Source organism: Streptomyces sp. NBC_00414 (assembly GCF_036038375.1).
Classification (GTDB): domain Bacteria; phylum Actinomycetota; class Actinomycetes; order Streptomycetales; family Streptomycetaceae; genus Streptomyces.
In genome coordinates this window covers 4,915,966-4,941,352 of record NZ_CP107935.1, presented here as the reverse complement: position 1 = coordinate 4,941,352, position 25,387 = coordinate 4,915,966, and the positions used below count along the sequence as shown (strand labels likewise).

Genomic DNA, 25,387 nt, shown 5'->3' with positions numbered 1-25,387 from the left:
ACGTTATTCCGGTATCCTTGCCCGAATGACGTCTGTCGACCCTGCCCACGCCGCCCCCGTCCCAGCCCTGACCCCCACCCCCGATCGCTCCCTCGCCGCCTCCCTCCGACGCGAACGCGACTACCACGACATCTGCCGGGCCGCCCTCACCTCCATGGTCGACGGGGCCCAGGAACACGTCGTCACCGCAGAGGACGTGTCCGCGTCCGGCGCCGACGCCGAAGTGCTCGGCTACGCGCTGCGGAGCCGGGCCAAGGAGATGCGCGAACTGCCCGAAGGGCCCCTGTTCTTCGGGCGGTTGGACTTCGGGACGGACAGCCGGACCGCGGGCGACCACGCCGGGCAGAGCTACCACATCGGGCGGCGGCGGATCAGCGAGCAGCCCGCGGCCCCGCCCCTCGTCGTCGACTGGCGGGCCCCCGTCTCCCGCGCCTTCTACCAGGCGAGCACCCGTCATCCACAGGGTGTGGGTGTGCGGCGGCGGTTCGGCTGGGCGCCGGGGAGCCTGGGGGAGTCGGCCGACCTCACGGGACTGGAGGACGAACACCTCACGGACGTACGCCCGCGGACCCCTGGGACGCTGGCGCAGACTCCTCGCCCGGAGACCCTCCGGGCCGGGAGCCGCATTCTCGCGAGCGAGATCGAACGGCCCCGGGTCGGCCCGATGCGTGACATCGCGGCGACCATCCAACCGGACCAGGACGACCTCGTACGGGCCGATCTCGCCGTGTCCGTGTGCGTGCAGGGCGCTCCCGGCACCGGAAAGACGGCCGTCGGGCTGCACCGGGCCGCGTACCTGCTCTACACCCATCCGCAGCGCATCCGGCGTGGCGGACTGCTGATCCTCGGGCCGAACCCCACCTTCCTCTCCTACATCTCGGAGGTGCTGCCCGCGCTCGGCGAGACCGGGGTGCGGCAGTCGACCGTCGGGGACGAGATCGGCCGGCATCCGGTCGGCGGGGAGGACGACGAGAGCACCGCCGTCGTCAAGCACGACGCCCGCATGGCGGAGGTGCTGCGGCGCGCCCTGTACGCCCGGGTGAACCCGGCCGCGGCCGACAGCCCCGACGCTCTCGCCGTGCCCGACGGTTCGTACCGCTGGCGGGTGTCCGCCGGCACGCTCGCACGGATCGTCGCGGGCGTCCGGGCCGAGGAGCCGCCGTACGCCGTCGGGCGCGAACGGGTACGGACCCGGGTCGTGCGGTATGTGCAGGACCAGGCCGAACGGCGGGCCGGGCCCCAGACGAACGCCTGGCTGCAGAAGGTCTCGCGGGCACGGCCCATCAGCGCGTACGTCGATTCGGTGTGGCCCAAGGCGCGGCCGGAGGAGGTCGTCGCGGAGCTGCTCACCGATCCGGCGGCGCTGGCCGCGGCGGCGGACGGGGTGCTGGACCCGGACGAGCAGAAGGCGGTCCTGTGGGCCCGGCCACCCCGCTCGTGGAAGTCGGCCCGCTGGTCCTCGGCCGATCTGGTCCTGCTCGACGAGGTCGCCGGCCTGGTCGAACACCCCGACGGATACAGCCACTTGGTCATCGACGAGGCCCAGGACCTGTCGCCGATGGAGTGCCGGGCGATCGGCAGGCGTGCCGCCTTCGGGTCGGTCACCGTCCTCGGGGATCTCGCGCAGGGGACCACGCCGTGGGCCGCGCGGGAGTGGGGCGAGCTGCTCGCGCACCTGGGGAAGCCCGAGGCGTCGGTGGTGCCGTTGACCACCGGGTTCCGGGTGCCCGAGGCGGTGGTCGAGCTGGCGAACCGGGTGCTGGCCCGGCTGGATGTCGGGGTGCCTCCGGGGCGTTCCCTGCGGAAGGACGGCGAGTTGCGGATCCGCCCCACGGGCCCCTCCGGCCTCCTTCAGGAGACGGCCGAGTGCGTCCGCCGCGCGCTCGCGTACGAGGGGTCGGTCGGGGTCATCGCGGCCGACCCGGACGTCGTACGGGTGCGGGAGGCGCTCGGCGCCGCCGGGATCGAGGCCGCCGACGTGGACCGGCTCGGAGCCCGGGTCACGGTGTTGGGGGCGGGCGTCGCGAAGGGCCTTGAGTACGACCACGTCGTCGCCGTGGAGCCGGCCGCTATCGCGGAGGGGCACGGGCCGGGGGCGGAAGCAGGGACGGAGGCAGGGGCGGGGCGGGGGTTGCATCGGCTGTATGTCGTGCTGACCCGGGCCGTGTCCAGGCTGGATGTCGTGCACGCGCGGCCGTTGCCGTTCGAGTGAGGACCGGCCCGCGGGTCCCCCCTTTCCCCGCGGGCCGGTCCATGCCTCACCGGGTCCACCGGTGGTGACGTGGCCTAGTGGACCGACCCGGCCGGCGCGTCCAGTACGGGGATCAACTGTGCCTCCTCGTACGTCAGATGGGCCTCCAGCGCGAGGGTGAGACGCTCGACCTCCTCGCTTACGTGCCGGGAGTCCGCGGGGTCCGTCCGGTCCGCGCCGATGACCTGCTTCAGCTCCGCGGTCAGCTCGGCGATCCGCTCGTGTTCCTCGCGCAGACGGTCGAGGACCGGGCCGAGCTCCGGGTGGCTGTCGGCCAGGAACGGGAACATGGCGATGTCCTCGCCGGTGTGGTGGTTGTGCAGGCCCTGGCAGAACGTCAGGCAGTTGATACGGAGCTGGGCGCCGAGGGTGGCATCCGCGTCGCCGATCTCCTTGCGGATCAGGGCCAGTTCGCGGCGGAAGGCGTCGTGGATCACCTGCATGTACTGGCCCATCGAGGAGGCGTTGACGTTCGGCGGACCGTCGCTCGCGATCTGGTGGAGGACGACCACCGGGATCACACGGCTGGTCCTGGCCTGGTAGTCGGCCCACCCGGAGTCCGCCTCGACCGCGCGGGCGAACGCGTCGTCCCGTGCGGTGCCTTCCAGGACCTCGGCCTCGGCCTCGTACGTGAACACCCCGCTCTCCACGGTGACCTGCGGATGCGCGACCAGGTTGTGGAACCAGTCCGGATGCTTCGGAGCGCCGGCGGCCGAGGCGATGACCAGCACGTCGCCGTCCCCGTCGGCGTAGTAGCCGACCGGGGTGGTGTGCCGCTCCCCGGAACGGGCTCCCGTGGTGGTCAGGAGGATCAGCCGGGCGCCCTCGAAGGGGCCGCCGACCTCCCCGGCGTTGGCCCGGAATTCTTCGATGATCTGCTGGTTGAAGTCGTTGGGCATTCTCTTCTTTCTTCTCGGGTTCATCGGTCTTCTCGGTGCGTTTCGGAAAGGTGCGTTTCGGAAAGGGGAATGAAAAGGGCATGGGGAATCGCCGCGCGGCGAATTCGATTCAGCCTGCGGTGGGACCCGTGGTGGAACCCGCGGTGGAGCCCGCGATGGGGTGGGCGCGGCAAAGGGAGCGCGGGTGTGGCGAGGACGCTGATGGCGAGGCGCAGACGCGGCGCGGCGGACCGTCGCGAGCGCGCGAACGGTACGCGGCTACTCGGCGCGCGCACTGGAAAAAGGGCGGCCCTCTGGCCCGCCCGGGCCTCACTCGGAGGCCGGGAACCCTACTGTTTGTTGGCCAATGGCCGACCCGGCAGTCACGACGAAAACATTAAGGGAATTCGCGCATTCAGGCAATGATTTGTTTTCGGGCCTTGGCCGAGGGTGGACCGCCGACACCCGTCCGTGGTCGACTCCCTGCCATGAGTCTGTCGGTCGATGTGTATGTGCCCCGTGCGGAGGGTGGCATCGAGGTGCTGGACGTTCCGCCCGGATGCTCCGACGCGGCGGGCCGGGAACGTTGGCGCACCGAGGTGTGGGGATCGGAGCCGGTCCGTTCGCTGGGGGCGCGGTTCCTTCCGCGGCTCGCCACCGAGGACCTCACCGTGGCGCCGGACGAGGTGGCCGCCTTCCTCGCCGAATGCGATCTGGTCCGTACGCACCTGGCGCGGATCGCCGAGCACGCCGACGAGGTGAGCCGCCATCTGCACAACATCGAGGACGCGGCCCGGCGGGCGTCGGACATCGGGGGCGGGATCATCATCTGGTAGCGGACCGGAGCCGGGGCGATGTCACATCCCGCGGCCCGCCGGTGTCTTCATGCCGAACCGGAACGGCAGACGTCCGAGGAGGACTGGACACCATGGCACTGCGCATCACGAAGGCCGAACTTCCCACCGAGGTGAGGGAAGACCTGATCAAGCAGTTCGGCGCGGTCCCCGAACCGTTCGAGGTGACGGCGCACAACCCCGAGGTCGCCCGGGACTCCTCGGAGATGGGCGGCAAGGTGAACGGGTGGGACATGGCCGACGAGGGTCTCAAGACGTTCGCGCACATGGCGGTCGCGGCGCAGGTCGGGTGCGGTTGGTGCCTCGACATCAACTACTTCCAGGCGCTGCACAAGGACCTGGACCTGACCAAGGCGAGCCAGGTGCCGCGCTGGCGGGAGTCGGAGGTGTTCACCCGGCTGGAGCGGGACGTGCTGGAGTACGCCGAGGCCATGACGAACACGCCGCTCACCGTCACCGACGAGCAGTACGCGAGCCTGCTCGACCGGCTCGGCCCGGCGGCGATGGTCGAACTCACCGCGTCCATCGCCTTCGCCAACCTGGCGACCAGGAACAACTCGGCGCACGGGATCAGTTCACAGGGCTTCTCCGACGCGTGCGGGATCCCCCTGGCCGCGCGTCCCGACACGCGTCCCGACACGCGTCCTGAGAAGTCCGGCGTGGCGCCGACGGCATGACCGCTTATGCCGCTGCCGACGCCGACGCCGATCCGTTCGTCGTCCACCGCGCCCTGCTGTTCACGGTGGCCTACGAGATGCTCGGATCGGCGGCCGACGCCGAGGACGTACTGCAGGAGTCCTGGCTGCGGTGGGCCGACGTCGACCGGTCGCGGATCCGTGACCCGAGGGCGTACCTCGTCCGGGTCGTCACACGGCAAGGGCTCAACCGGTTACGGGCGTTGTCGCGCAGCCGCGAGGAGTACGTGGGCGAGTGGCTGCCCGAACCTTTGCTGACCAGCCCCGATGTCGCCGAGGACGTCGAACTCGCGGAGAGCGTGTCGATCGCGATGCTGACCGTCCTGGAGACGCTCGGGCCGACGGAGCGGGCGGTGTTCGTGCTCCGCGAGGTCTTCGAGATGCCGTACGGCGAGATCGGCGAGGCCATCGGGAAGTCGGCGGCCACGGTGCGGCAGGTCGCACGGCGGGCCCGCGAGCATGTGGCCGCCCGGCGGCCTCGGGTGCGGGTGAGTCCGTCGGAGCAACAGGCCGTGGTGGGGCGGTTCCTGGTGGCGCTGCGCACCGGGCGGTTGCGGGAACTGATGGAGATCATGGCGCCGGACGTGGTCCTGATCGCCGACGGGGGTGGGCTGGTGCCCGCCGCGCTGGCTCCGGTCCACGGGCTCGAACCGGTGACCACGCTGCTCGCGCGGGTGAGCCAGGTGGCGGCCGTGTCCGAGACGACGGCCGTGTGGCTCAACGGCGCACCCGCGGTGCGCATCGAGATCGACGGCGAGTCGGCCGCGGTGAGCCTCGTGGTGGAGAACGGGCGGGTCACCCGGATCTACGTGGTGCGCAACCCGCACAAGCTGACTCGGCTGGACGAGCCGGCGGAACTCGCCAGGTAGTCCCGCCGCGAGCCGATGCGGTGGGGAGTCGGGGGAGCGGAGGAGCGGAGGAGCGGAGGAACGGGGGAACGGGGGAGTGGCGGGTGTTTCGGCGGTGGTCGCGACCGCCGCCGAAACACCCGGGCCCCGCGTCAGGACCGCAGGTCAGGGCCGGAGGCCAGGACCGGGCGTCAAAACTGGGCGTCAAAACTGGGCGTCAGGACTGGGCGTCAAAACTGGGCGTCAGGACCGGGCTAGGACGCAGAACTCGTGGCCCTCCGGGTCCGTCAGGCAGGTCCACGGGACGTCGCCGCCCTGGCCGATGTCGAGATCGGTGGCGCCGAGGGCCCGCAACCGGGCCACCTCCGCCGCCTTGTCGTCACCGGGGTCCGGCACCAGGTCGACATGGACGCGGTCCGGCACGGTCTTCACGTCGGGCGAGCGGAGGAACTCAAGATACGGGCCGACCCCTTTGTCGGAGCGCCACACCGCGTGGTCGTCGCTCACCTCCAGCAGGGTCCAGCCGATCGCGTCGCCCCAGAACCGGGCCATGGCCCGCGGATCCACGCAGTCGACGACCACCGCGGCGATCGGCCCGGTGTCCAGGTAGACCTCCCGGGGCTCCAGCACGCAGAACTCGTTGCCCTCCGGATCGGCGAGGACCGTCCACGGCACATCGCCCTGGCCCACGTGGGCGGGCGTCGCACCGAGCGCCGTCAGCCGTGCGACCAGCTCCGCCTGATGGGCCGCGGAGGTGGTCGCGAGATCCAGGTGCACACGGTTCTTCGTCGTCGACCTGGGCTCCGGGACCGCCACGACGTCGACGCACACGGTGACCGGGTCCAGCCAGTCGAAGCCGGCGGGTTTCACGGCGGTCACGCCGGGCTCCTCGACGACGGCGTGCCAGCCGAGCGCTTGTGCCCAGAACCGGCCGACCACGGAGTCGTCAACAGCCTTGATGTTCACCAGAGCGGGTCGCACTGTCATGCGGGCGATCCTATGAACCCGCCCCGGTTTCCTGTCAGCCCGCGGCGAGGAGTTCGAGGGTGTCGATCACGCGGTTCGAGAAGCCCCACTCGTTGTCGTACCAGGCGACCACCTTCACATGGCGGCCCTCGACGCGGGTGAGAGCCGAGTCGAAGATCGCCGAGGCGGGATTGCCCGTGATGTCGGACGACACGAGCGGGTCGTCCGAGTACTCCAGTACACCGGCGAGCGGCCCCTGCGCCGCGGCGAGGTAGGCCGCCAGCACGTCCTCGCGCGTCACGTCGCGGGCGACGGTCGTGTTGAGCTCGACGATCGAACCCACCGGGACCGGTACGCGGATCGAGTCGCCCGACAGCTTGCCGTCGAGCTGCGGCAGCACGAGGCCGATCGCCTTGGCGGCGCCGGTCGTGGTCGGCACGATGTTGATCCCGGCGGCGCGGGCGCGGCGGGCGTCGCGGTGCGGACCGTCCTGCAGGTTCTGCTCCTGCGTGTAGGCGTGCACCGTCGTCATGAAGCCGTGCTCGATGCCGGCGAGATCGTCGAGCACCTTGGCCAGCGGGGCGAGCGCGTTGGTCGTGCACGAGGCGTTGGAGACGATCGTGTGCACGGCGGGGTCGTACGCGTCGGTGTTGACCCCGAACGCGAGGGTGACGTCGGCGCCGTCCGCGGGCGCGCTGACGAGCACCTTCTTCGCGCCCGCGTCGATGTGCGCGCCGGCGGCCTTGGCGGAGGCGAAGCGGCCGGTCGCCTCCAGCACGATGTCGACGCCGAGCTCGGCCCACGGCAGCTGCGCCGGTTCGCGCTCGGCGAGCACGGTGATGCGACGGCCGTCCACCACGAGGGCGTCCCCGTCGGCGGTCACCGGGCGGCCGAGCCGGCCCGCCGTCGAGTCGTAGGCGAGCAGCCGCGCGAGGGTGGCGGGCTCCGTGAGGTCGTTGACGGCGACGACCTCCAGGTCACTGCCGCGTTCGAGCAGCGCGCGCAGCACATTGCGTCCGATGCGGCCGAATCCGTTGATGGCGATGCGAGTCATGAGAGGTGTCCCTTGGTCGGTTGGCCCGGTTCGCCCCCAGGTTCTCGTGCGGTCCGCGTGGGTGACAGCGGCGCGATCGCCACGGTCCAAAAGGATCGCGCCACGCCGGGGACGCCCGATGGCGGTCATCTGACGGCGGACACCCGGGGCGGACATCCGCCAGGAGCGCATCCGGTGGCGGACGCCCGTCGGCGGGCATCCGGGGGGGCACCCCGGGTGGGCACTCAAGGTGGGCATCCGACGGTGGACGCCCGGCGGTGGGCACTCGGCGGCGGACGCCCGGCCGTGGGCTACTCGCCCCGGGCGAAGGTGCGCCGGTACTCGCTCGGTGTGGTGCCGAGGATGCGCTGGAAATGCAGCCGCAGATTCGCACCGGTGCCGAGACCGGCGTCGGCGGCGATCTGCTCGATACCCCGCTGCGAACGTTCGAGCAGCTCACGGGCCACATCGATGCGAGCGCGCATGACCCACTGCATCGGCGTGTAACCGGTGTCCTCGACGAAGCGCCGCGAGAACGTACGCGGCGACACCGCCGCGTGCCGGGCGAGCACGTCGAGGGTGAGGGGCTCGCCGAGCCGGTGCAGCGCCCACTCGCGAGTGGCGGCGAACCGCTCACCGAGCGGCTCGGGCACGCTGTACGGCACGTACTGCGCCTGGCCGCCGCTGCGGTAGGGGGCCGCGACCAGGCGCCGGGCCGCGTGGTTCGACGCGGCCACCCCGAGATCGCCGCGCAGAATGTGCAGGCACAGGTCGATGCCGGAGGCGGCGCCGGCCGACGTCAGCACGCTGCCCTCGTCGACGAACAGGACGTTCTTGTCGACCCGCACGAGCGGACGTTTCGCCGCGAGTGCCCGCGTGTAGTGCCAGTGCGTCGTGGCGCGCTTCCCGTCGAGCAGGCCCGTGGCGGCGAGCGCGAAGGCGCCCGTCGAGATGGCGGCGAGTCGCGCACCCCGGTCATGGGCGGCGATCAGCGCATCGACGACGGCTTGCGGCGGGTCGTCGCGGTCCGGGAACCGGTATCCGGGTACGAAGACGATGTCGGCCCACGCGAGCGCGTCGAGGTCGTGGGCGACGAGGTACGACAGCCCGTCCCCGCCGGCCACGGGCCCGGGCGCCGCGCCGCACACCCGCACCTCGTACGGCATGCTCGCGCGGGTCGTGAACACCTGCGCGGGAATCCCGACATCGAGGGGCTTCGCGCCTTCGAGCACGAGGACGGCGACACGATGCGGGGGTGATGAGGCTGGCACGGGAAGAGGGTACGCAGGGGCGGGGAGCGCGACGTCGACGTGACGCATCACGGTGAGGCCGCGACTGTCCGGCCGTCGACACCGGCTCGGTGGAAGTGGGCCGTCGCGAAGCGGTGACCTGTTGAGGTGGTCCAGGTCGACGGAGACGGCAACCGCCGGCCCGTCTCGACCGACCTGCGCAGCGGGCACCTCATGGCTGTGTGCCATCGACGCGGCGGTACGCGTCCCGGAGGCGTCTGAGGGCTTCGAGCTCGGTTCGGGGGAAGTGTTCGCCCCACTTACCGCGGTAGCCGCTTTCGCCGTGGGTCCGAGCCACTTCGTCGAAGCAGCGGATCACCGCTCGGGCGACCGCGTCGACGGGGAGCTGGGCCGACCAGATCTCCGTGCCCTTGTTGTCGTGGTCACCGCCGTCACGCAGTTCCAGCAGGCGGACCCAGCTGTCCGCGCCTTCGCGGTAGAAGATCCAGCGGTAGGCCGTTGGTTCCGCCTCGAACTGCGCGCGGGTCTCCGCCTCACCGGCGACGAGGCGGGCCACGGCCGTCAGAAGGTCCTCGGGCGCGTTGCTGATGCAGGACGCGGTGAGCTCGGCTCCAGCCCGCTCGCCCTCAACAGTGCAGTCGGCCCATCCATGTGCTCCGAGGATCCAGGTGATGCGCATGCTGGATGTCACTGCGACTCCTCGGTGAGGAAGGCCTGTGCCCGTCCCCGTCCATCGCGCGATGGACCGGGACGCGAGGTTCGTCGGTGCCGTGGCGCATCGTGGCCTGCGCGCCTGCGCGAGTCGACGCCGCGATCCTCGCGCGTCGTCCGGACTTCGCGCGCTGGTCGGCTCGACGGAGTTTTTCGATCACATCTGCTCGGTGACGCGGTCAAGGATGTGGCCCCGACCGAGCTGCTCGCCGGCACCGGCACCGGCGCCAGCGCCGACACCGGCCGCTGCCGGTGCCCCTGCCGTGGGGATGGCGTTGTCGACGAGGACGGCGGCGATGGCGGCGGCGGTGGTGAACGCTTCGGTGTTGAGGACCCGGCCGCGGGCCGAAGCGCCGTCCAGGAGCAGCGCCAGCTGCTCGCCGAGCTGTTCGGGGTCGGTGGCACCGGCCTCGCGGGCGGCTTCGGTGAGCCGGGCGGCGAAGTCCTTCTTGTAGTCGCGGGCGAGTTCGCGTGCCGGATGGCCCGGGTCGGGGATCTCGACGGCCGCCGCGATGAACGGGCACAGGGGCGAGTGCACGTCGAACACGGCGAGGAGCCGTTCGCGAGGCGTGAGGTCGGTGCGGTCGAACACTTCGGGCAGGACGTCGGGATCGAAGCGCCGCAGGCCTTCGGCGATCAGCTCGTCCTTGCCTGCGAAGTGCTGGTAGAGCGTGCGCTTGGACACCTCGGCCACCGCGCAGAGCTGGTCCATGCCGGTGCAGTTGATGCCCTGATCGCGGAACAGCTGTTGTGACGCGCTGAGGATGCGCTCCCGTGCCCCCCTGCCGCGGCGCAGACCTCGCGGCCCCTTCTCCAGCTCTGTCATTGGCCCAGCATAACCCCCTTGGGTACCGATCGGTGTGCATAGCTTGCACCCTCCATGACTGTCCTCTACGTTAAGTACGCAGACCGGTGTACTTAACATCGGCGCAGCACGTGGATGGAGTAATCGTGGGAAAGCTCGATGGCAAGGTTGCGGTGATCACCGGCGCGACGAGTGGGATGGCGCTGGCCGGTGCGAAGTTGTTCGCAGACGAGGGAGCGCACGTCTTCATCTCGGGCCGGCGGAAGGATGCGCTGGACGAGGCCGTCAAGCTGATCGGCCGGAACGTGACCGGTGTGCAGGGCGATGCGGCCGACCTCGATGACCTCGACCGTCTGTTCGAGACGGTCAAGCAGGAGAAGGGCGCGGTCGACGTGTTGTGGGCCAGCGCTGGGACGGGCGAGCAGGGCGGGCTCGGTGAGATCACCGAGAAGCAGTTCGACGCCGCCTTCTCGCTGAACGCGCGCGGCACGCTGTTCACGGTCCAGAAGGCGCTGCCGCTGTTCAACGACGGAGGCTCGATCATCATGACCGGGTCGAACGCGTCGCTCCGGGGCTACCCCGACTGGAGTGTGTACGCGGCGAGCAAGGCCGTGCTGCCCGCGTACGCACGGGTGTGGGTGTCCGAGTTGAGGGACAGGAGGATCCGGGCGAACGTACTGACCCCCGGCCAGGTCGCCACGCCGATCCTGGAAGAGGTGATGGACGAACAGATGAAGGCGCAGTTCGAATCCGTGATCCCGCGGCGGGAGATGGGCCGCCCCGAAGAGATCGCGTCGGTCGCGTTGTTCCTCGCCTCCGACGAATCGAGCTACGTCAACGGCATGGAGCTGGTCGCCGACGGCGGCACCACGGTCATCTGAGCGCGTCACCGGTGGTCGTCGGCGGGCCGGTCCGACACCCGGGCGCCGCGAACCTCAGACACCCGGTCGGCACGCCGGCAAGCCCCCCGGGCCCAACTGCTCCGTACACACCAAGGGAACACACGCCATGACCACGATCAGCATCATCGGCTCGGGCAACATGGCCACCGCCATCGGCACCCGGGCGGCGAAGCACGGCCACACCGTCGAGTTCATGAGCCGCGACACCGCCAAGGCTCAGGCACTCGCCGACCGGATCGGCAACGGAGCCACCGTCGGCACGTTCGGCGCAAGGCCGGCGGGTGACATCGTCGTCGTGGCCGTCCTGTACGCCGGCGCGGTCGAAGTGGTCGCGCACTACGGCGATGCGCTGGCCGGCAAGATCCTCGTCGACATCACCAACCCGTTCGACGCCGACGTGAGCGGACTCGTGACCACCGTGGGCAACTCGATGTCCCAGCAGATGGCCGCCGCTGCCCCCGAGGGCACACACGTCGTGAAGGCGTTCAATTCGATCCTCCGCGGCGTGCTCGCCGAAGACAGGCCGGTGGACGTGTTCTTCGCCGGTGACGGCGCCGAGGCGAAGGCACGTGTAGCGGCGTTCCTGGAGAGCTTGGACATGCGGGCCCTCGACGCGGGAGGGCTTGAGATGACCCACGCCCTCGAATGGGCCGGCATCCTCCTGGTGGGCCTGGCCCGCAACGGCGCGGGCTTCGACATCGCCCTGGGCGCCGGGGCCCTCTGAAGATCCGCATCACCCGGCCGCACGTGGCGTAGCGCACTTTTGCAAGCATGTGCTTGCAATAGTTAGCGCGGGTGGTGCAGGGTAGGGGACATGGCATCGCTCAACGTCGGCAATCTTGGTGAGTACCTGCGGGACCAGCGGCGCAACGCGCAGTTGAGCCTGCGGCAGCTCGCCGAGGCCGCCGGGGTGTCCAATCCGTATCTGAGCCAGATCGAGCGCGGGCTGCGCAAGCCGAGCGCGGAGGTGTTGCAGCAGGTCGCCAAGGCCCTGAGGATCTCCGCCGAGACGCTGTACGTCCGTGCCGGGATCCTCGACGCCGAGCGTGACCGGGACGAGGTGGAGACGCGTGCCGTCATCCTCGCCGACCCGACGCTCACCGAGCGGCAGAAGCAGGTGCTGCTCCAGATCTACGAGTCCTTCCGCAAGGAGAACGGGTTCGAGATCAAGGCCGTGGAGGACGCGCTGGACGTGGACGCGGAAGGTGTGCCGGACGCGTCGGACATGGCGACCGTGTCGGACGTGTCAGCCGTCGCACGTGTGACGGACGGCGGGGACACCGTCGTTGACAGGGCCCGCACGGCCGACGGCAACGACGCCGGACAGAGCGACCCGCACGACCAGCAGTCCTCCGCGAGCTGACCGGGCCCGGCGCGACCGGGTGCGGCACGGCCGGGCCCCGTTCGGAACGGGCCGGCCGGCCACGGAGTAACGACAGACAGCCAGACCAAACCCTCACGCTCCACGCGATAGTGATTCCGGGAGGACCATCACCATGGCCATCACCGACGACCTGCGTAAGACCCTCAGCGACCCGACCCCTCTCTACTTCGCCGCCGGTACCGCCGATCTGGCCATCCAGCAGGCCAAGAAGGTGCCAGGCCTCGTCGAGCAGCTGCGCGCCGAGGCGCCGGCCCGTATCGACGCCGTTCGGGGCATCGACCCGAACGCCGTCCAGGAGAAGGCCACCGCCCGCGCCAAGGAGGCGCAGGAGACCCTTCAGACCAGGGTGAACGGCTTCATCAGCACGCTGGACACCGACCTGAAGAAGATCGGTGAGACGGCTCAGGACTTCGCACTGCGCGGTGTCGGCGTCGCCGCCGAGTACGCCGTGAAGGCGCGTGAGACGTACGAGAAGGTCGCCGAGCACGGCGAGCAGACCGTGAAGACCTGGCGTGGCGAGGCTGCCGAGGAGATCGAGGAGCTGGCCATCGCCGTCGAGCCGAACCCCGAGCCGTCCGAGGGCAAGATCGAGACGCCCGCCGAGGCCAAGACCGAGCCCGCCCCGGCGAAGAAGGCCCCGGCGAAGAAGGCTCCGGCCGCCCGCAAGACCACCACCACGGCGAAGAAGTCGACGCCGCCCGCGAAGTAGGCCTTTCGCGGGAAGTTCGCAGAAGTTCGCAGGGAGCAGGAAACCCGTCCCACGAGAACGGGCCGGGCACTCCGGGCACTATCGGAGTTCCCGGCCCGTTCTGCGGGTACGGTGACCGCGTAGGGACGACGACTCGACTCGGGTGGTGGGCTAAGTGTTGATGACGGCGTTCGGCGGCTTCATGTCGCTGATCTTCCTCGCCATGCTGGTGCTCGCGGTGGTGGCGCTGGTGATGGCCGGACTGGCCCGCGATGACGCCTACCGTGCCGCGAACAAGCAGAACAAGATGTTCTGGCTGATCATCCTCGGCGTCACGGTGGCCGTGAACCTCCTGGTGCCGATGGTCTTCCTGCAGATCGCGGGCCTCATCGCCACGATCGTCTTCTTCGTCGACGTCCGGCCCGCTCTCCAGCAGGTCTCGGGCGGCGGCCGGGGCGGTCGTCGGGGCGGCGGCAGCAGCAGTGACGGTCCGTACGGGCCCTACAACGGCGGACGCTGACCCCCCGAGCCCTCCGCCCCCCCTGAGCCCCGCGAGATCCGAGACGCGGGCCCCGGCCCTGCGGCTCCGCGAGTCCAGGAGTCCGATACGGCCGGGAAGCCCGACACCTCCGACACCTCGGGTACCTATGAGGTCCCTGAGGTTTTTGAGGGCTGCGACAGCCCGCGAGGCGAGTCCCTGGTCCCTGGGGCGCCGGGCTTCTCGGTGCGTTACGCCACGCGGTCCAGCAGCAGGACCGCAACGTCGTCCGTCAGCTCCCCGCCGTTGAGGTCCCGTACCTCGTTCACCGCGGCCCGCAGCAGATCCTCGCCGCGCAGGCCCTGGGCCAGCTGGCGGCGGACCATGTCCACCATCCCGTCCTGGCCGAGCCGCTCCCTGCCCTCGCCGGTGCGGCCCTCGATCAGACCGTCCGTGTAGAGCATCAGACTCCACTCGCCGCCCAGCTCCACCTGCTGGCGCGGCCACCGTGCGTTCGGCAGCAGACCGAGCGCCGGGCCGCCGTTCTCGTACGGCAGCAGCTCGGCGACGGGAGGTGCCTCGGCCGCGCCGGTCCCGTCGGCGCCCACCAGGGCCCGGGAGCGGGCCGGACGCGAGATCAGCGGAGCGGGATGGCCCGCCAGGCACAGACCCGCGCGGCGGCCGTCCGGCGCGATGTCCACCGTGCAGAGCGTCGCGAAGATCTCCTCGCTGTCCCGCTCGTGCTCCAGGACCTGCTGGAGCGTCGACAGCAGCCGGTCGCCGCACAGGCCCGCCAGGGTCAGCGCGCGCCAGGCGATCCGCAGCTCCACGCCGAGCGCGGCCTCGTCGGGGCCGTGCCCGCAGACGTCGCCGATCATGGCGTGGACGGTGCCGTCGGGGGTGCGGACCGTGTCGTAGAAGTCGCCGCCGAGCAGCGCGCGCGAGCGGCCGGGCCGGTAACGCGCGGCGAATCGCAGCGAGGAGCCCTCCAGGAGCGGCGTGGGCAGCAGACCGCGCTCAAGGCGCGCGTTCTCCTGCGCGCGCAGCTTGGACTCGGTCAGCCGTCGCTCGGCCCGGTCGGAACGCTTGCGCTCCACCGCGTAGCGGACCGCGCGGCTCAGCAGCCGGCTGTCCAGCTCGTCGCGGAAGAGATAGTCCTGGGCGCCCACACGTACCGCTTCCGCGCCCAGCTCGGTGTCCTCGGCCGGGGTGAGCGCGAGGACGGCGTGCCGGGGCGCGAGCCGCAGCACATGCCTGAGCGTGGCCAGCTCGTCGTCGGCCCCGCCCCCCGCCGTCTCCTCGGACGTGGCGGCGGGACCGGGCGTGCGCAGCGCGAGGTCGAGCAGGACGCACTGGACGTCGTCGGTGAGCAGCCGCTCGGCCTCGGTGAGGTTGCGGGCGGTGCGGACACGGATCTGCCTGCCGGCCGCGTCCCGCAGTTCGGGCACGGTCAGCGCGCCGGCCGGATCGTCCTCGATCACGAGCAGCGTCAGCGGGGCCGTGCCGTTGACGGCACTGCCGTGGTGGGCGTCGCCGCCGGTGTCGCTGTGGTCGCGGGTGCCGCCGTGGGAGGCGTCGCCGGTGGTGCCGTGCCTCGTCGAGGACGGCTCCTGGCCGGACAGGGCGCCGGGTGCGGGCGCGGCCTGTGCCGGTCCGCCGGATGGAGACGCGGCGTGAGCCTGTCCACCTTCCACGGCGGGGATCGCTCTCTGCCGCGGTACGGGTACGGGCATCGTCTTGGGTTCCTTCCCTCCCCCCGAGGGCATGGCGGGTCAAGGGATCTCGATCCACCGACGGGGACCATAGCGTCAGGCGCCGTCACATAGGAATGGCGGCAGCCCGCACGCCTTCAAAACGGCCGCCGTCATATGCCGCATCCTGTACCGCAATTGGGCAGGATGTGCTCTTGTACGGGATGACGTACATCACGCCCCACCGGTTTACCGCCGGCCCCGAACGTGCCGCGGATCACGTGCGGCAGGTCACCCCGGCGACGGCCCCGGGCCGATCGGAGCCCCCAGGGTCGGCAAGCGCCCGCAGCCTTGAGCGGCCTGCTCGACCTGGCTCGACCTGCTCAGCCCGCGTGGCCCGCCTGGCCCGCGTACCCTCGATCAGCCCGAGCGGCCGGAGTGGACCGAATAACCGATTCGACCCGATCAGTCCGGTAGACCTGATCGGTCCGGTGAGCCAGATAGGTCCGGTGGGCCCGATCGGCTCGCGTCACCTCGGCGGGTGTACCGAGGTGACGTACGGCGCTTCCGAAGTCGCCCGGGCGTATCCGCGACCGGGTGGCGCATCCGCTGGACGCACGCCCCGGCCGCCCACCTGATCGCGCGTCGGCGAGCGTGGGTGGCGTCCAGGTCGCCGCGTACGTCGGTCGCCCCGGCGGTCCGGTGGCCGCGGCTGCCCCTGTCATCCGGCCGTCCGGCCATCAGCCGCTCCGCTCCGCCCCCGTCCACTGACCGGACCGGTGGACCGGATCGGCGGACCGGACGAACCTCACTTGCCGGGGCGGACGACCCCGAGTATCGGCATCGAGCCCGCGCCCGCGATCGTGACCGTACGACCGGGGCGGGGCGCGTGGACCATCGCGCCGTCGCCGATGTACATCGCGACATGGCTGGCGTCGGCGTTGTAGATGATGAGGTCGCCGGGGCGCATGGCCTCGACGGCGACACGGTCGAGCTGCTTCCACTGCTCCTGCGAGGTGCGGGGGATGGCCTGTCCGGCGGCTGCCCACGCCTGTGAGGTCAGCCCGGAGCAGTCGAACGTCTTCGGCCCCTCGGCGCCCCACTCGTACGGCTTGCCGATCTGTGCCGTCGCGTACTCCACGGCCTTCTTGCCCTGGGCGGAGGCCTTGCCGCTGATCCCGTCGAGGACGCCGGAGTCCAGCCAGCTCGTCTGCGCCTCGTACGCGGCCTGCTGCTCCAGCTTCGCCAGGCGCTCCTTCTCGTCCTTCTCCAACTGGGACTCAAGCTCTTCGGCGGCGGCGATCTGCTCCTTGACCTTCTTCTTCGCCTTGGCCTTCGCCTCGCGGTTGGCTTCGAGCTTCGTCCACTGGGCCGCCGCGTCGCGCGCGTACTGCTCCAAGTCCTGCTGGGTGCGCCGCATTTCGGCGAGCAGGCCCTTGGTCGCCTGTGCGCCCTGGCGGATCCGGCCCGCGCCGTCCAGGAAGGCCTGCGGGTCGTCGCTGAGCACCAGACGCGCCTCGTCCGGCAGCCCGCCGACGCGGTACTGGGCGCGGGCGGCGGCACCCACGCGCTTCTTCAGCTTGGCCAGCCGGGCCTTGCCCTCGACGATCTCTCGGGCGAGCCCGACGATCTGCGTGGACTGCCTCTCGGTCCGCTCCTCGGCGAGGTTGTACGCGTCCGTGGCGACCGCCGCGTCGTGGTACAGCTCGTCCAGCTTCTTGCGGACCGCTTCAAGGTCCTTGTTGCTGACGGGCGTTGAGCTCGGAGCGGGGGTCGGGGTCCGAGTCGGGGTCGGGGTGGGTGTCGGCGTCGGGGCCGCGTAGGCCACTCCCGGCGCGGCCAGGATGACTGCCGCGCAGGCCAGGGCCAGAGCAGTAGTGGTCACGCTCCGCACACCGGATCCCATGAACCGACCCCCAAACTGATTTACCGTCAGTAACTTAGGAACGCCTCGGGGATCGTGCCATGTCGGAGCGCAATACGACAGAGGCGGGCAAGAACTCCCGCTTCCCTTCCGCCCCTTCCCTCCCCCTCACTGCCCACCCGACGGTGATCTCCTTCGCGTTCCTCGTGAATGTGACGAACGACTCAGCGAGATCGTTCCCGGCACGTCGGACGCCCGCCGCATACGTGCCGGACGCCCGCCGCGTACCTGTCGGACGCCCGCCAGGTACGAGCCGCACGCCCACCGGGCCCGCGTCGGGCGTCGTCGCACTCCTACGCGGACGGCGCCAACGCCTCCCACCGCACGGTCACTTCGCCCTGCCGCCAGCGCGGCACCCCGTCCGTGACCGGCCAGTCGGCCGCCAGGTCGCGGACCGCCCGGATCCATCGCTGCCGGGCGCCGTACGAGGCGTACGGCGAGGCGGACGCCCACGCGCGGTCGAAGTCGCGCAGGAAGGCGTGCACCGGTTCGCCCGGGACATTGCGGTGGATGAGGGCCTTGGGGAGGCGTTCGGCCAGGTCGGACGGGCGGTCCAGGGAGCCGAGGCGGGTGGCGAACGTGACGGTCCGCGGACCCTCGGGGCCGAGCGCGACCCACACGTGCCGGCGGCCGATCTCGTCGCACGTGCCCTCGACGAGAAGCCCGCCGCGCGAGGTGCCGTCCGCCGGTGCCAGGCGTTCGCACAGCCGGGCCCACACCGCGGCGACCTCGGCCTCCTCGTACTGCCGCAGGACGTTCGCCGCGCGGATCAGGGACGGCCGTACGGGCAGCGGGATCTCGAAGCCACCGTGCCGGAACCGGAGGCCGTCGCGTTCGTACGGCTTCGCGGCGGCGACCCGGGCCGGATCGATCTCGACGCCCACCACGCGCGCGCGTGGAGCGGCGGTACGCAGGCGCTGGAGCAGCTCGACCGCGGTCCAGGGGGCCGCGCCGTAGCCGAGGTCGACCGCCACGGGGTCGTCGGCGCGGCGCAGTTCGGCGCCGTGGGTGGCCGCGATCCAGCGGTCCATGCGGCGGAGGCGGTTCGGGTTGGTGGTGCCGCGCGTCACCGTCCCCACGGGGGTCGCTGCGCGGGCTCTCATGGGGTCAAGGGTATGCCGCGCCCGTGGTGGGGCCCCCGGTCGGTGTGGGCGTCGCGGGCGCTGCCGCCCCCGGGCCCCCGCCGTCGGCCTGAACGGCCCCCGGACGGGCTGGAATGCGTACCGCAACCCGCCCGTCCCGCCCATCCCGGCCGTACGCAGAAGCAACTCGAACGGTTGAGCGACCCGCAGTAATAATTCGGTAAAGAGGAAATGGAGCAGAGTCCTTTGATGTTCAGGACTTGAAGGGCTTTCCACGCCCAGCCGCAGGCATGCCCGCAGAGCCGATCGCCGGTCCGGTCGCCGGTCCGCAGAAGGAGGAACGCCACGTGAGCCAGTACGTGAGCAGGCTCGGGCGCCGCTCGCCGGCGGCCCCGACAAGGCTTCGCCTGCACCGCAGGCCACGCCGCGTGGCGATGCTCTCCGTGCACACCTCACCGCTGCACCAGCCGGGCACGGGCGACGCGGGCGGCATGAACGTCTACATCGTGGAGCTGGCCCAGCGCCTCGCCGCGATCAACATCGAGGTCGAGATCTTCACGCGCGCGACGACCGGGGCCCTGCCGCCCAAGGTGGAGCTCGCGCCGGGTGTACTGGTCCGGCACGTCGACGCCGGTCCCTACGAAGGCCTCGCCAAGGAGGACCTGCCCGCCCAGCTGTGCGCCTTCACGCACGGTGTGATGCAGGCCTGGGCCGGCCACCGTCCCGGCTACTACGACCTGGTCCACTCGCACTACTGGCTCTCCGGACACGTCGGCTGGCTGGCCGCCGAACGCTGGGGCGCCCCCCTCGTCCACGCCATGCACACCATGGCGAAGGTCAAGAACGCCGCTCTTGCAGAGGGCGACACCCCGGAGCCCGCCGCCCGTGTCATCGGCGAGACCCAGATCGTCCGCGCCGCCGACCGGCTCATCGCCAACACCGCGGAGGAGGCCGACGAGCTCGTCCGGCACTACGAGGCCGAGCAGGGCAAGGTCGCGGTGGTCCATCCCGGCGTGAACCTCGACCGTTTCCGCCCGGCCGACGGACGCGCCGCCGCCCGCGCGCGGCTCGGCCTCCCGCAGGACGCCCTCATACCGCTCTTCGCGGGCCGCATCCAGCCCCTGAAGGCACCCGACGTCCTGCTGCGCGCGGTCGCCGTCCTCCTGGAGGAGCGCCCCGACCTGCGCTCGAACATCGTCGTCCCCATTGTGGGCGGCCCGAGCGGCAGCGGTCTCGCCAAGCCCGAGGGGCTGCAGAAACTCGCCGCCCGGCTGGGCATCGCCGACGTGGTGTGCTTCCGTCCGCCGGTCGGCCAGGAGCAGCTCGCGGACTGGTTCCGGGCCGCGTCCGTCCTGGTGATGCCCTCCTACAGCGAGTCGTTCGGGCTCGTCGCCATAGAGGCGCAGGCGGCCGGTACCCCGGTGCTCGCGGCCGCGGTGGGCGGCCTGCCGGTCGCGGTCCGCCACAAGGAGACGGGCTTTCTGGTGTCCGGGCACAATCCCGTCGACTACGCGCGCGTGCTGCGCGATTTCGCCGACAACCGGGCGCTCCCGGACCGGATGGGCGCGGCCGCCGCCTGGCACGCGAAATCCTTCGGCTGGGACACGGCCGCCGCGGCCACGGCCGACGTCTACACGGCGGCGATGCACGAACATCGCCGTCACGTACGCTCCCACCATGGCTGACGCGGAGCGGGCGGTGGAGCGGGCGACGGGGACCATCGAGGAGTTCCTGGGGGACGCCGAACTGGAGTGGGAGGGCCCGGAGCCCGGCCACTTCGTGGTGAAGCTCCCCGGCACCCGGAAGCTGTCGACGACCGTCTCGCTGATCGTCGGCAGGCACTCCCTGTCGCTCAACGCCTTCGTGATCCGGCACCCGGACGAGAACGAGGGCGGAGTGCACCGCTGGCTCCTGGAGCGCAACCTCAAGCTCTACGGCGTGGGGTACGCCGTAGACCCGCTCGGGGACATCTACGTGGCGGGCAAACTGCCGCTGGCCGCGGTCACCGCCGACGAGGTCGACCGGCTGCTCGGTTCGGTCCTGGAGGCCGCCGACGGCAGCTTCAACACCCTCCTGGAGCTCGGTTTCGCGTCCGCGATCCGCAAGGAGTACGCCTGGCGGGTGTCGCGCGGCGAGTCCACGCGCAACCTGGACGCGTTCAGCCATCTGACTCAGCGTTCGACCGGCTGAGCCGGTGGTCCGTACCAGCTAGCAGTAAATAACCGCTGTACGACTCTTTCCCGTCCCACGGATGCCGTGTCATGCTCACGGCCGACGCACATCTGAACTTTGTTCACATCCATGGAATTCCCCTCCTTGGAAGGCGGTTCGGGCATGAGTGACCGTGGCGCGGGCATCACCGGATCGGCCGTCACTGGACCGGTCGGCCATGGACCGGCAGGCGATGGGCGGACCGGCACCGGCCGGACCATCACCAGACGGGCCCTGCTGGGCATCGCGACAGCCGTGGCGTCGGGCGCCGTCACCGGCACGGCAGCCGGGGCGCAGGCGTCGGCGGCGACCCCGCGTCCCGAGGTGCCCGAACTCTGGCGGGAGTTCACCCGCACCCCCTACGAGCACCCGCAGATCCCGTACATCGGCAGAGCCGGCCGACGTGCCGGGGCGGCGCACTTCCCCCGCCGCCCCGGCGCGGGCGTCCTGGTCGACGTCCGCGCGTACGGCGCCGAAGCGGACGGTTCCACCGACTCCGCACCCGCGATCAACCGTGCCATCGCTGCTGCCGGAAGGGCCGGCGGTGGCACGGTACTCATCCCGCCCGGCACCTACCGCCTCGACGGCCTGATCCGCATCGGCCATTCGGACGTCGTCCTGCGCGGCGCCGGCAGCACCCGTACGAAACTCCTTGCCACCCGGAGCCTCACCGAACTGATCGGTGCCTACGGGTCGCGCTACGGCGGCGACAAGTCGTCCTGGTCCTGGGCGGGCGGCCTCGTCTGGCTCTGCCCCACGGACCGGTTCGCGAGCCTGACGGACGCGATCAGGAACAAGCAGTGGCCCTTCGAGGGCTGGACCGGCAACAAGAGAGACGAATGGAAGACGCTGACCACGGTCGAACCGGCCCGCCGGGGCTCCTGGACGGTGACCGTGGCGGACCCGGGCGCGCTCGCCCCCGGCGACCTGGTCCTCCTGCGCCTCGCCGACGACCCCTCCCACACCCTCCTGGAGCACATGGCGGGCGGCGGCCCGGGCCCGGAGGCGTACTACTGGGACGACAAGACGAAGTTGACCAGCTATGTCCCGTACGAGTGGCCGGTGCGCATCACCCGTGTGCGGGGCCGGCGGGTCACCCTTGAGCGGCCCCTCCCGCTCGACGTGCGCCCGGAGTGGGACCCGCGTCTGACCACCCATGCGAAGGCCCTGACGGGATCCGGGGTGGAGGGCCTCACCCTGGAGGCCGTCGAGACCCCGCAGTCCCCGCATCTCCTGGACAAGGGCTACAACGGCGTCACCTTCCAGTGCGCGTACGACTGCTGGGCCGAGGACATCGTCGTACGGCACATGGACAACGGCTTCGGGCTGGTCGCCGCCTCGGCCTGCACCCTGCGCGACACCCGGGTCGCGGGGCGCGGCTCGCACCACCCGTACTTCTGCCGCGAGGGCTCGCACGACAACCTCGTCGACCGCTTCACGATCGAGGAGCGCACGACTCCCGCCCCCGCGAACATCCAGCTCCACGGCATCAACGTGGAGGGGCTGTCCTCGTACAACGTCTGGTCGCGTGGTGACATGCGCATGGGCACCTTCGACTCCCATCGCGGGATGCCCTTCGCGAACGTCCGCACCGACATCACGGTCGTCAACAACGGCCGCCACGGCGGCGACGCCAGCGCGGGTCCTCTCTTCGGCGCCCGCTTCACGCACTGGAACATCCGCGTCACCAACGGCCGCGCCGGCCTGATGAGGATCGACGGCCTGGCCCCGTACAGCGCCACCGTCGGCATCAACGAGGTGACGGAGTTCGACCAGATCGACGTACCCGACTTCACCGGGCCGCTGCACTCCCGCCTGGAGCTGTACGGGACGACGGACGCCGTACGTCCCCGGAACCTGTACGACGCTCAGCGCGGGCTGGGGCGCGATCTCCAGCGGGCGCTGTCGCGGTAGCGGCCCGGCGCCACTCCGACCAGCCGCTTGAAGTGGCGGTTCAGATGGGACTGGTCGTAGAAGCCGGTCTCCGCGGCGACCTCGCCCGGCGGGCGGCCCTCCAGCAGCAGCCGGCGGGCCCGCTCGACCCGGCGCGACATCAGGTACTGGTGCGGCGGTATCCCGTAGGCACCGCTGAACGCCCGCACCAGGTGGGCGGGGTGCGCGTGCACGAGGGCCGCGGCCTCCTGGAGGGTCACGCCCTGGAGGAGACGCTCGTCGAGGAGTTCGCGCAGCTGGTGGGCGAGGGGGTGGTCGGCGTCCCGCCCGTCCCTGATGGGTCCGGACCCGGGGCTGCTCCTGGGCCCGAACCCGGGTCCGGACCTGGTCGCGGGGCGCAGATGGTGGCGCAGCCGCTCGCCGATCAGGGTCAGTCTGCTCTCCGCCTCCAGCTCGTCACCGGGGTGGGCGAGGGCGGTGTGCAATTGCTCGACGCGCTGCCGCAGCACGGGGTCGACGAGCTCCGGGGTGTCGACCGCCGGGCCGATGTACGTCTCGTCGAGCTTGCTGAGGTCCAGGTACAGGACGCGCTTGCGGAAGCCGTAGGGGGTGACCGGCGACCCGTTGTGCGGAACGTACGGCGGGAGCAGCGAGACCGTGCCGTCCGGGGTGCCGTGCTCGTGCCGGTCGAGGTCGTACCGCACCGCCCCGGCGTCGACCATCAGCAGGGTCCACGCGTCATGGACGTGCATCGGATACGCGTACTCCGTGAAGTGGGCGTGGAAGACCTCCACGACACCCGGCACGCTCGGGCGCCAGGCGGAGACTTCACGCTGGGCCACCATGCAAAGAACGTACAAGACGGCCGCGCACCCGGCTCGGCAGTCTCGAAGCATGAGCAGCGAGACCCTTCAGAACGCCCCGGCCGAGAACGCCCTGTCCGGGAACACCCCGGCCCCCGTCCGCTTCGACACCAAGATCGCCGTCCTGCTGCGGGAGGACCTGGAGCCGTGGCAGCGGCTGAACGTGACCGCGTTCCTCGTGAGCGGCCTCGGCCCGTCCGTCCCGGAGGTGGTCGGCGAGCCGTACGAGGACGCCGACGGCGTCGGCTACCTGCCGATGTTCCGCCAGCCGGTCCTGGTCTTCGAGGGTACGAAGGAGACGCTGAAGGCGGCACACGGCAAGGCACTGTCCCGCGCCCTGCCCCGCGCGCTGTTCACCTCCGACCTGTTCACCACCGGCAACGACCGCGACAACCGGGCGGCGGTACGGGCCGTACCGACCGCGGAGCTGGATCTGGTCGGCCTCGCGGTGTACGGCCCCCGCAACGCGGTGGACAAGGTGGTGAAGGGGGCGCGGATGCACCACTGAGGGGTGCGGGGCGCGTCACTACGGGGTGCTGACCTCGGGCTTCTCGGTGGTGGGCAGAGACGGAGGCAGAGGCGGGGGCAGGGGCAGGGGCTGGGGGAGGTCGGTGGTGGCGGGTTCCTCGTCCGGGAGCCGCCGCATCAGCAGTCCGTATCCCAGTCCGGCCACCGTGCCGACGACCGCGCATACGCCCCACAGCCACTCGGCCCCGAACCGGTCGATGATCACACCGGACATCAGGGGCGCGACGAGGGCGGCGACGGACCAGGACATCGTGTACATGCCCTGGTACCGGCCGCGCCCGTGGGTGGGGGAGAGGCGGACGACGAGGCCGGTCTGGGTGGGCGCGTTGACGATCTCGGCGAGGGTCCAGACGCAGATCGTGAGCGCGAAGACGCCGACCGAGCCCGCGAAGGCGGTGAGCCCGAACCCGTACCCCGCGAGGAGGGACGACACGACGAGGAGCCGTTTCGGGTCCCGGTGCTGGATGAAACGGGTGACGGGGAGCTGGAGTACGACGATCAGGACGCCGTTGACCGCGATGACCAGGCCGTAGTCGGCGGGCGTGAATCCTGCCTGGCCCATCGCCACCGGCAGGCCCACGAATCCCTGCTGGAAGATCAGGGCGACGAGGAAGGACAGCCCGACGACGCTCATGAAACGCCCGTCGCGCAGGACCGTCCCCAGCCCCACCTCGGGCTCGCCGGCCTTCTTGGGGACCGGCTCGGGCCGCGACTCGGGCAGCTTCACGAAGACGACGACCGCGCAGGCCAGCGTCATCCCGGCCTCGACGAGGAACCCGGCTAGGTAACTGACCTCCGCGATGAACCCGGCCGCCGTGGACGAGACGGCGAAGCCCAGGTTGATCGCCCAGTAGTTGAGCGAGAAGGCCCGCACCCGGTCCTCGGGCTTGACGATGTCGCCCATCATCGCCTGGACGGCGGGACGGGAGGCGTTGCTGGCCATGCCGACGAGGAAGGCGACGGCCGCGATGGACACCGGGTCGTGCATGAAGCCGAGCAGCGCGACGGAGACCGCGGTGGACGTCTGGGCGATGAGGAGCGTGGGCCGCCGCCCGAGCCGGTCCGTCATCACGCCCGCGCCGAGGGACGAGATCACTCCGCCGAGCCCGTGGAGCGAGGCGACGAGTCCGGCGTACGAGGCGGAGTAGCCGCGGTCGAGCGTGAGGTACAGCGCCATGAAGGTGGCGACGAAGGCGCCGAGCCGGTTGACGAGGGTGCTGGTCCACAGCCACCAGAACTCGCGGGGGAGCCCGGAGAGGGTCTCGCGGGCGACACGTCTCACGCTCAGGGACGTGAACGGCATCGGGGACCCCCAGGTACGTGTGATCGGCGTGCGAGTAAGCAGCTCATGTAAGCGGCTCGTGCGGCTGGCGCAGCTTACGAGAGCGGCTCATGAGGCAACTTATGGGGGCGGGTTCGACGGCGGCCACTCAATTAACAGAAGTCGTCAAG

At 71.1% G+C, this 25,387-nt stretch carries 24 protein-coding genes; 13 read left to right on the top strand and 11 right to left on the bottom strand.

Annotated features, from left to right (window positions below):
- The first annotated feature begins 25 nt into the window (after positions 1–25).
- Entirely contained in the window at positions 26–2,212 is a 2,187-nt protein-coding gene (locus tag OHS59_RS21255) for a HelD family protein (protein WP_328495004.1), read from the top strand.
- 74 nt (positions 2,213–2,286) lie between these two features.
- Here OHS59_RS21255 and OHS59_RS21250 read toward each other — a convergent pair whose 3' ends face one another.
- Positions 2,287–3,150, bottom strand: coding sequence for a nitroreductase/quinone reductase family protein (locus tag OHS59_RS21250; RefSeq protein ID WP_328495003.1), 864 nt, complete (start codon positions 3,148–3,150; stop codon positions 2,287–2,289).
- A gap of 467 nt (positions 3,151–3,617) precedes the next feature.
- Between OHS59_RS21250 and OHS59_RS21245 the strand changes: the two genes are divergently transcribed.
- The 3 genes from OHS59_RS21245 to OHS59_RS21235 all read left to right on the top strand — a co-directional run bounded on the left by OHS59_RS21245 (position 3,618) and on the right by OHS59_RS21235 (position 5,547).
- Entirely contained in the window at positions 3,618–3,965 is a 348-nt protein-coding gene (locus OHS59_RS21245) for a hypothetical protein (protein ID WP_328495002.1), read from the top strand.
- Between the two features lie 92 nt (positions 3,966–4,057).
- Entirely contained in the window at positions 4,058–4,660 is a 603-nt protein-coding gene (locus OHS59_RS21240) for a carboxymuconolactone decarboxylase family protein (RefSeq protein WP_328495001.1), read from the top strand.
- Positions 4,657–5,547 (top strand): RNA polymerase sigma-70 factor, encoded by an 891-nt coding sequence (locus OHS59_RS21235; RefSeq protein ID WP_328495000.1) that lies wholly within the window; start codon positions 4,657–4,659, stop codon positions 5,545–5,547. The genes OHS59_RS21240 and OHS59_RS21235 overlap by 4 nt, the downstream gene beginning before the upstream one ends.
- A gap of 222 nt (positions 5,548–5,769) precedes the next feature.
- On the opposite strand, the gene OHS59_RS21230 is transcribed toward OHS59_RS21235, so the two are convergent.
- From OHS59_RS21230 to OHS59_RS21210, 5 genes are all read right to left on the bottom strand, one after another.
- The gene (locus OHS59_RS21230) at positions 5,770–6,513 is read right to left on the bottom strand and encodes a VOC family protein (RefSeq protein ID WP_328494999.1); all 744 of its coding nucleotides are present in this window, start codon (positions 6,511–6,513) and stop codon (positions 5,770–5,772) included.
- Positions 6,514–6,547: 34 nt separating this feature from the next.
- On the bottom strand, positions 6,548–7,546 hold the full coding sequence (gap, locus tag OHS59_RS21225; protein WP_328494998.1) for a type I glyceraldehyde-3-phosphate dehydrogenase: 999 nt from the start codon (positions 7,544–7,546) through the stop codon (positions 6,548–6,550).
- A 290-nt stretch (positions 7,547–7,836) separates the two neighbouring features.
- On the bottom strand, positions 7,837–8,844 hold the full coding sequence (locus tag OHS59_RS21220; RefSeq protein ID WP_328494997.1) for a GlxA family transcriptional regulator: 1,008 nt from the start codon (positions 8,842–8,844) through the stop codon (positions 7,837–7,839).
- Positions 8,845–8,986: 142 nt separating this feature from the next.
- Entirely contained in the window at positions 8,987–9,466 is a 480-nt protein-coding gene (locus OHS59_RS21215) for a hypothetical protein (protein WP_328494996.1), read from the bottom strand.
- A 177-nt stretch (positions 9,467–9,643) separates the two neighbouring features.
- A complete protein-coding gene (locus OHS59_RS21210) occupies positions 9,644–10,312 on the bottom strand; it encodes a TetR/AcrR family transcriptional regulator (protein ID WP_328494995.1) in 669 nt (222 codons plus the stop codon).
- Positions 10,313–10,437: 125 nt separating this feature from the next.
- Here OHS59_RS21210 and OHS59_RS21205 point away from each other — a divergent pair, with 125 nt between their 5' ends.
- From OHS59_RS21205 to OHS59_RS21185, 5 genes are all read left to right on the top strand, one after another.
- A complete protein-coding gene (locus OHS59_RS21205; protein ID WP_328494994.1) occupies positions 10,438–11,172 on the top strand; it encodes an SDR family NAD(P)-dependent oxidoreductase in 735 nt (244 codons plus the stop codon).
- 127 nt (positions 11,173–11,299) lie between these two features.
- The gene (locus OHS59_RS21200) at positions 11,300–11,917 is read left to right on the top strand and encodes an NADPH-dependent F420 reductase (protein WP_328494993.1); all 618 of its coding nucleotides are present in this window, start codon (positions 11,300–11,302) and stop codon (positions 11,915–11,917) included.
- A gap of 90 nt (positions 11,918–12,007) precedes the next feature.
- The gene (locus OHS59_RS21195; protein ID WP_328494992.1) at positions 12,008–12,556 is read left to right on the top strand and encodes a helix-turn-helix domain-containing protein; all 549 of its coding nucleotides are present in this window, start codon (positions 12,008–12,010) and stop codon (positions 12,554–12,556) included.
- 133 nt (positions 12,557–12,689) lie between these two features.
- Positions 12,690–13,286, top strand: a complete 597-nt coding sequence (locus OHS59_RS21190; protein WP_328494991.1) for a hypothetical protein — start codon at positions 12,690–12,692, stop codon at positions 13,284–13,286.
- A gap of 160 nt (positions 13,287–13,446) precedes the next feature.
- Entirely contained in the window at positions 13,447–13,785 is a 339-nt protein-coding gene (locus OHS59_RS21185; protein WP_443061475.1) for a DUF2516 family protein, read from the top strand.
- 209 nt (positions 13,786–13,994) lie between these two features.
- Here OHS59_RS21185 and OHS59_RS21180 read toward each other — a convergent pair whose 3' ends face one another.
- The 3 genes from OHS59_RS21180 to OHS59_RS21170 form a co-directional block, all read right to left on the bottom strand.
- Positions 13,995–15,476 (bottom strand): PP2C family protein-serine/threonine phosphatase, encoded by a 1,482-nt coding sequence (locus OHS59_RS21180; protein WP_328494989.1) that lies wholly within the window; start codon positions 15,474–15,476, stop codon positions 13,995–13,997.
- Positions 15,477–16,242: 766 nt separating this feature from the next.
- On the bottom strand, positions 16,243–17,340 hold the full coding sequence (locus OHS59_RS21175) for a C40 family peptidase (RefSeq protein ID WP_328494988.1): 1,098 nt from the start codon (positions 17,338–17,340) through the stop codon (positions 16,243–16,245).
- A gap of 311 nt (positions 17,341–17,651) precedes the next feature.
- Positions 17,652–18,461 carry a class I SAM-dependent methyltransferase gene (locus OHS59_RS21170; protein WP_328494987.1) on the bottom strand — a complete coding sequence of 270 codons (810 nt, stop codon included), beginning with the start codon at positions 18,459–18,461 and terminating at the stop codon, positions 17,652–17,654.
- Positions 18,462–18,787: 326 nt separating this feature from the next.
- Here OHS59_RS21170 and mshA point away from each other — a divergent pair, with 326 nt between their 5' ends.
- From mshA to OHS59_RS21155, 3 genes are all read left to right on the top strand, one after another.
- On the top strand, positions 18,788–20,125 hold the full coding sequence (gene mshA, locus OHS59_RS21165; RefSeq protein WP_328494986.1) for a D-inositol-3-phosphate glycosyltransferase: 1,338 nt from the start codon (positions 18,788–18,790) through the stop codon (positions 20,123–20,125).
- The gene (locus tag OHS59_RS21160) at positions 20,118–20,630 is read left to right on the top strand and encodes a YbjN domain-containing protein (protein ID WP_328494985.1); all 513 of its coding nucleotides are present in this window, start codon (positions 20,118–20,120) and stop codon (positions 20,628–20,630) included. Before mshA ends, OHS59_RS21160 begins: the two co-directional genes overlap by 8 nt.
- A 144-nt stretch (positions 20,631–20,774) precedes the next feature.
- On the top strand, positions 20,775–22,565 hold the full coding sequence (locus tag OHS59_RS21155) for a glycosyl hydrolase family 28-related protein (RefSeq protein ID WP_328494984.1): 1,791 nt from the start codon (positions 20,775–20,777) through the stop codon (positions 22,563–22,565).
- Here OHS59_RS21155 and OHS59_RS21150 read toward each other — a convergent pair.
- Positions 22,520–23,389: a helix-turn-helix transcriptional regulator gene (locus OHS59_RS21150; protein ID WP_328494983.1), complete on the bottom strand. Its 870-nt coding sequence runs from the start codon at positions 23,387–23,389 to the stop codon at positions 22,520–22,522. The genes OHS59_RS21155 and OHS59_RS21150 overlap by 46 nt on opposite strands.
- 49 nt (positions 23,390–23,438) lie before the next feature.
- Between OHS59_RS21150 and OHS59_RS21145 the strand changes: the two genes are divergently transcribed.
- A complete protein-coding gene (locus tag OHS59_RS21145) occupies positions 23,439–23,915 on the top strand; it encodes a DUF2000 domain-containing protein (RefSeq protein ID WP_328494982.1) in 477 nt (158 codons plus the stop codon).
- 18 nt (positions 23,916–23,933) lie between these two features.
- Here OHS59_RS21145 and OHS59_RS21140 read toward each other — a convergent pair whose 3' ends face one another.
- The gene (locus OHS59_RS21140) at positions 23,934–25,238 is read right to left on the bottom strand and encodes an MDR family MFS transporter (RefSeq protein WP_328494981.1); all 1,305 of its coding nucleotides are present in this window, start codon (positions 25,236–25,238) and stop codon (positions 23,934–23,936) included.
- Positions 25,239–25,387: the final 149 nt, after the last annotated feature.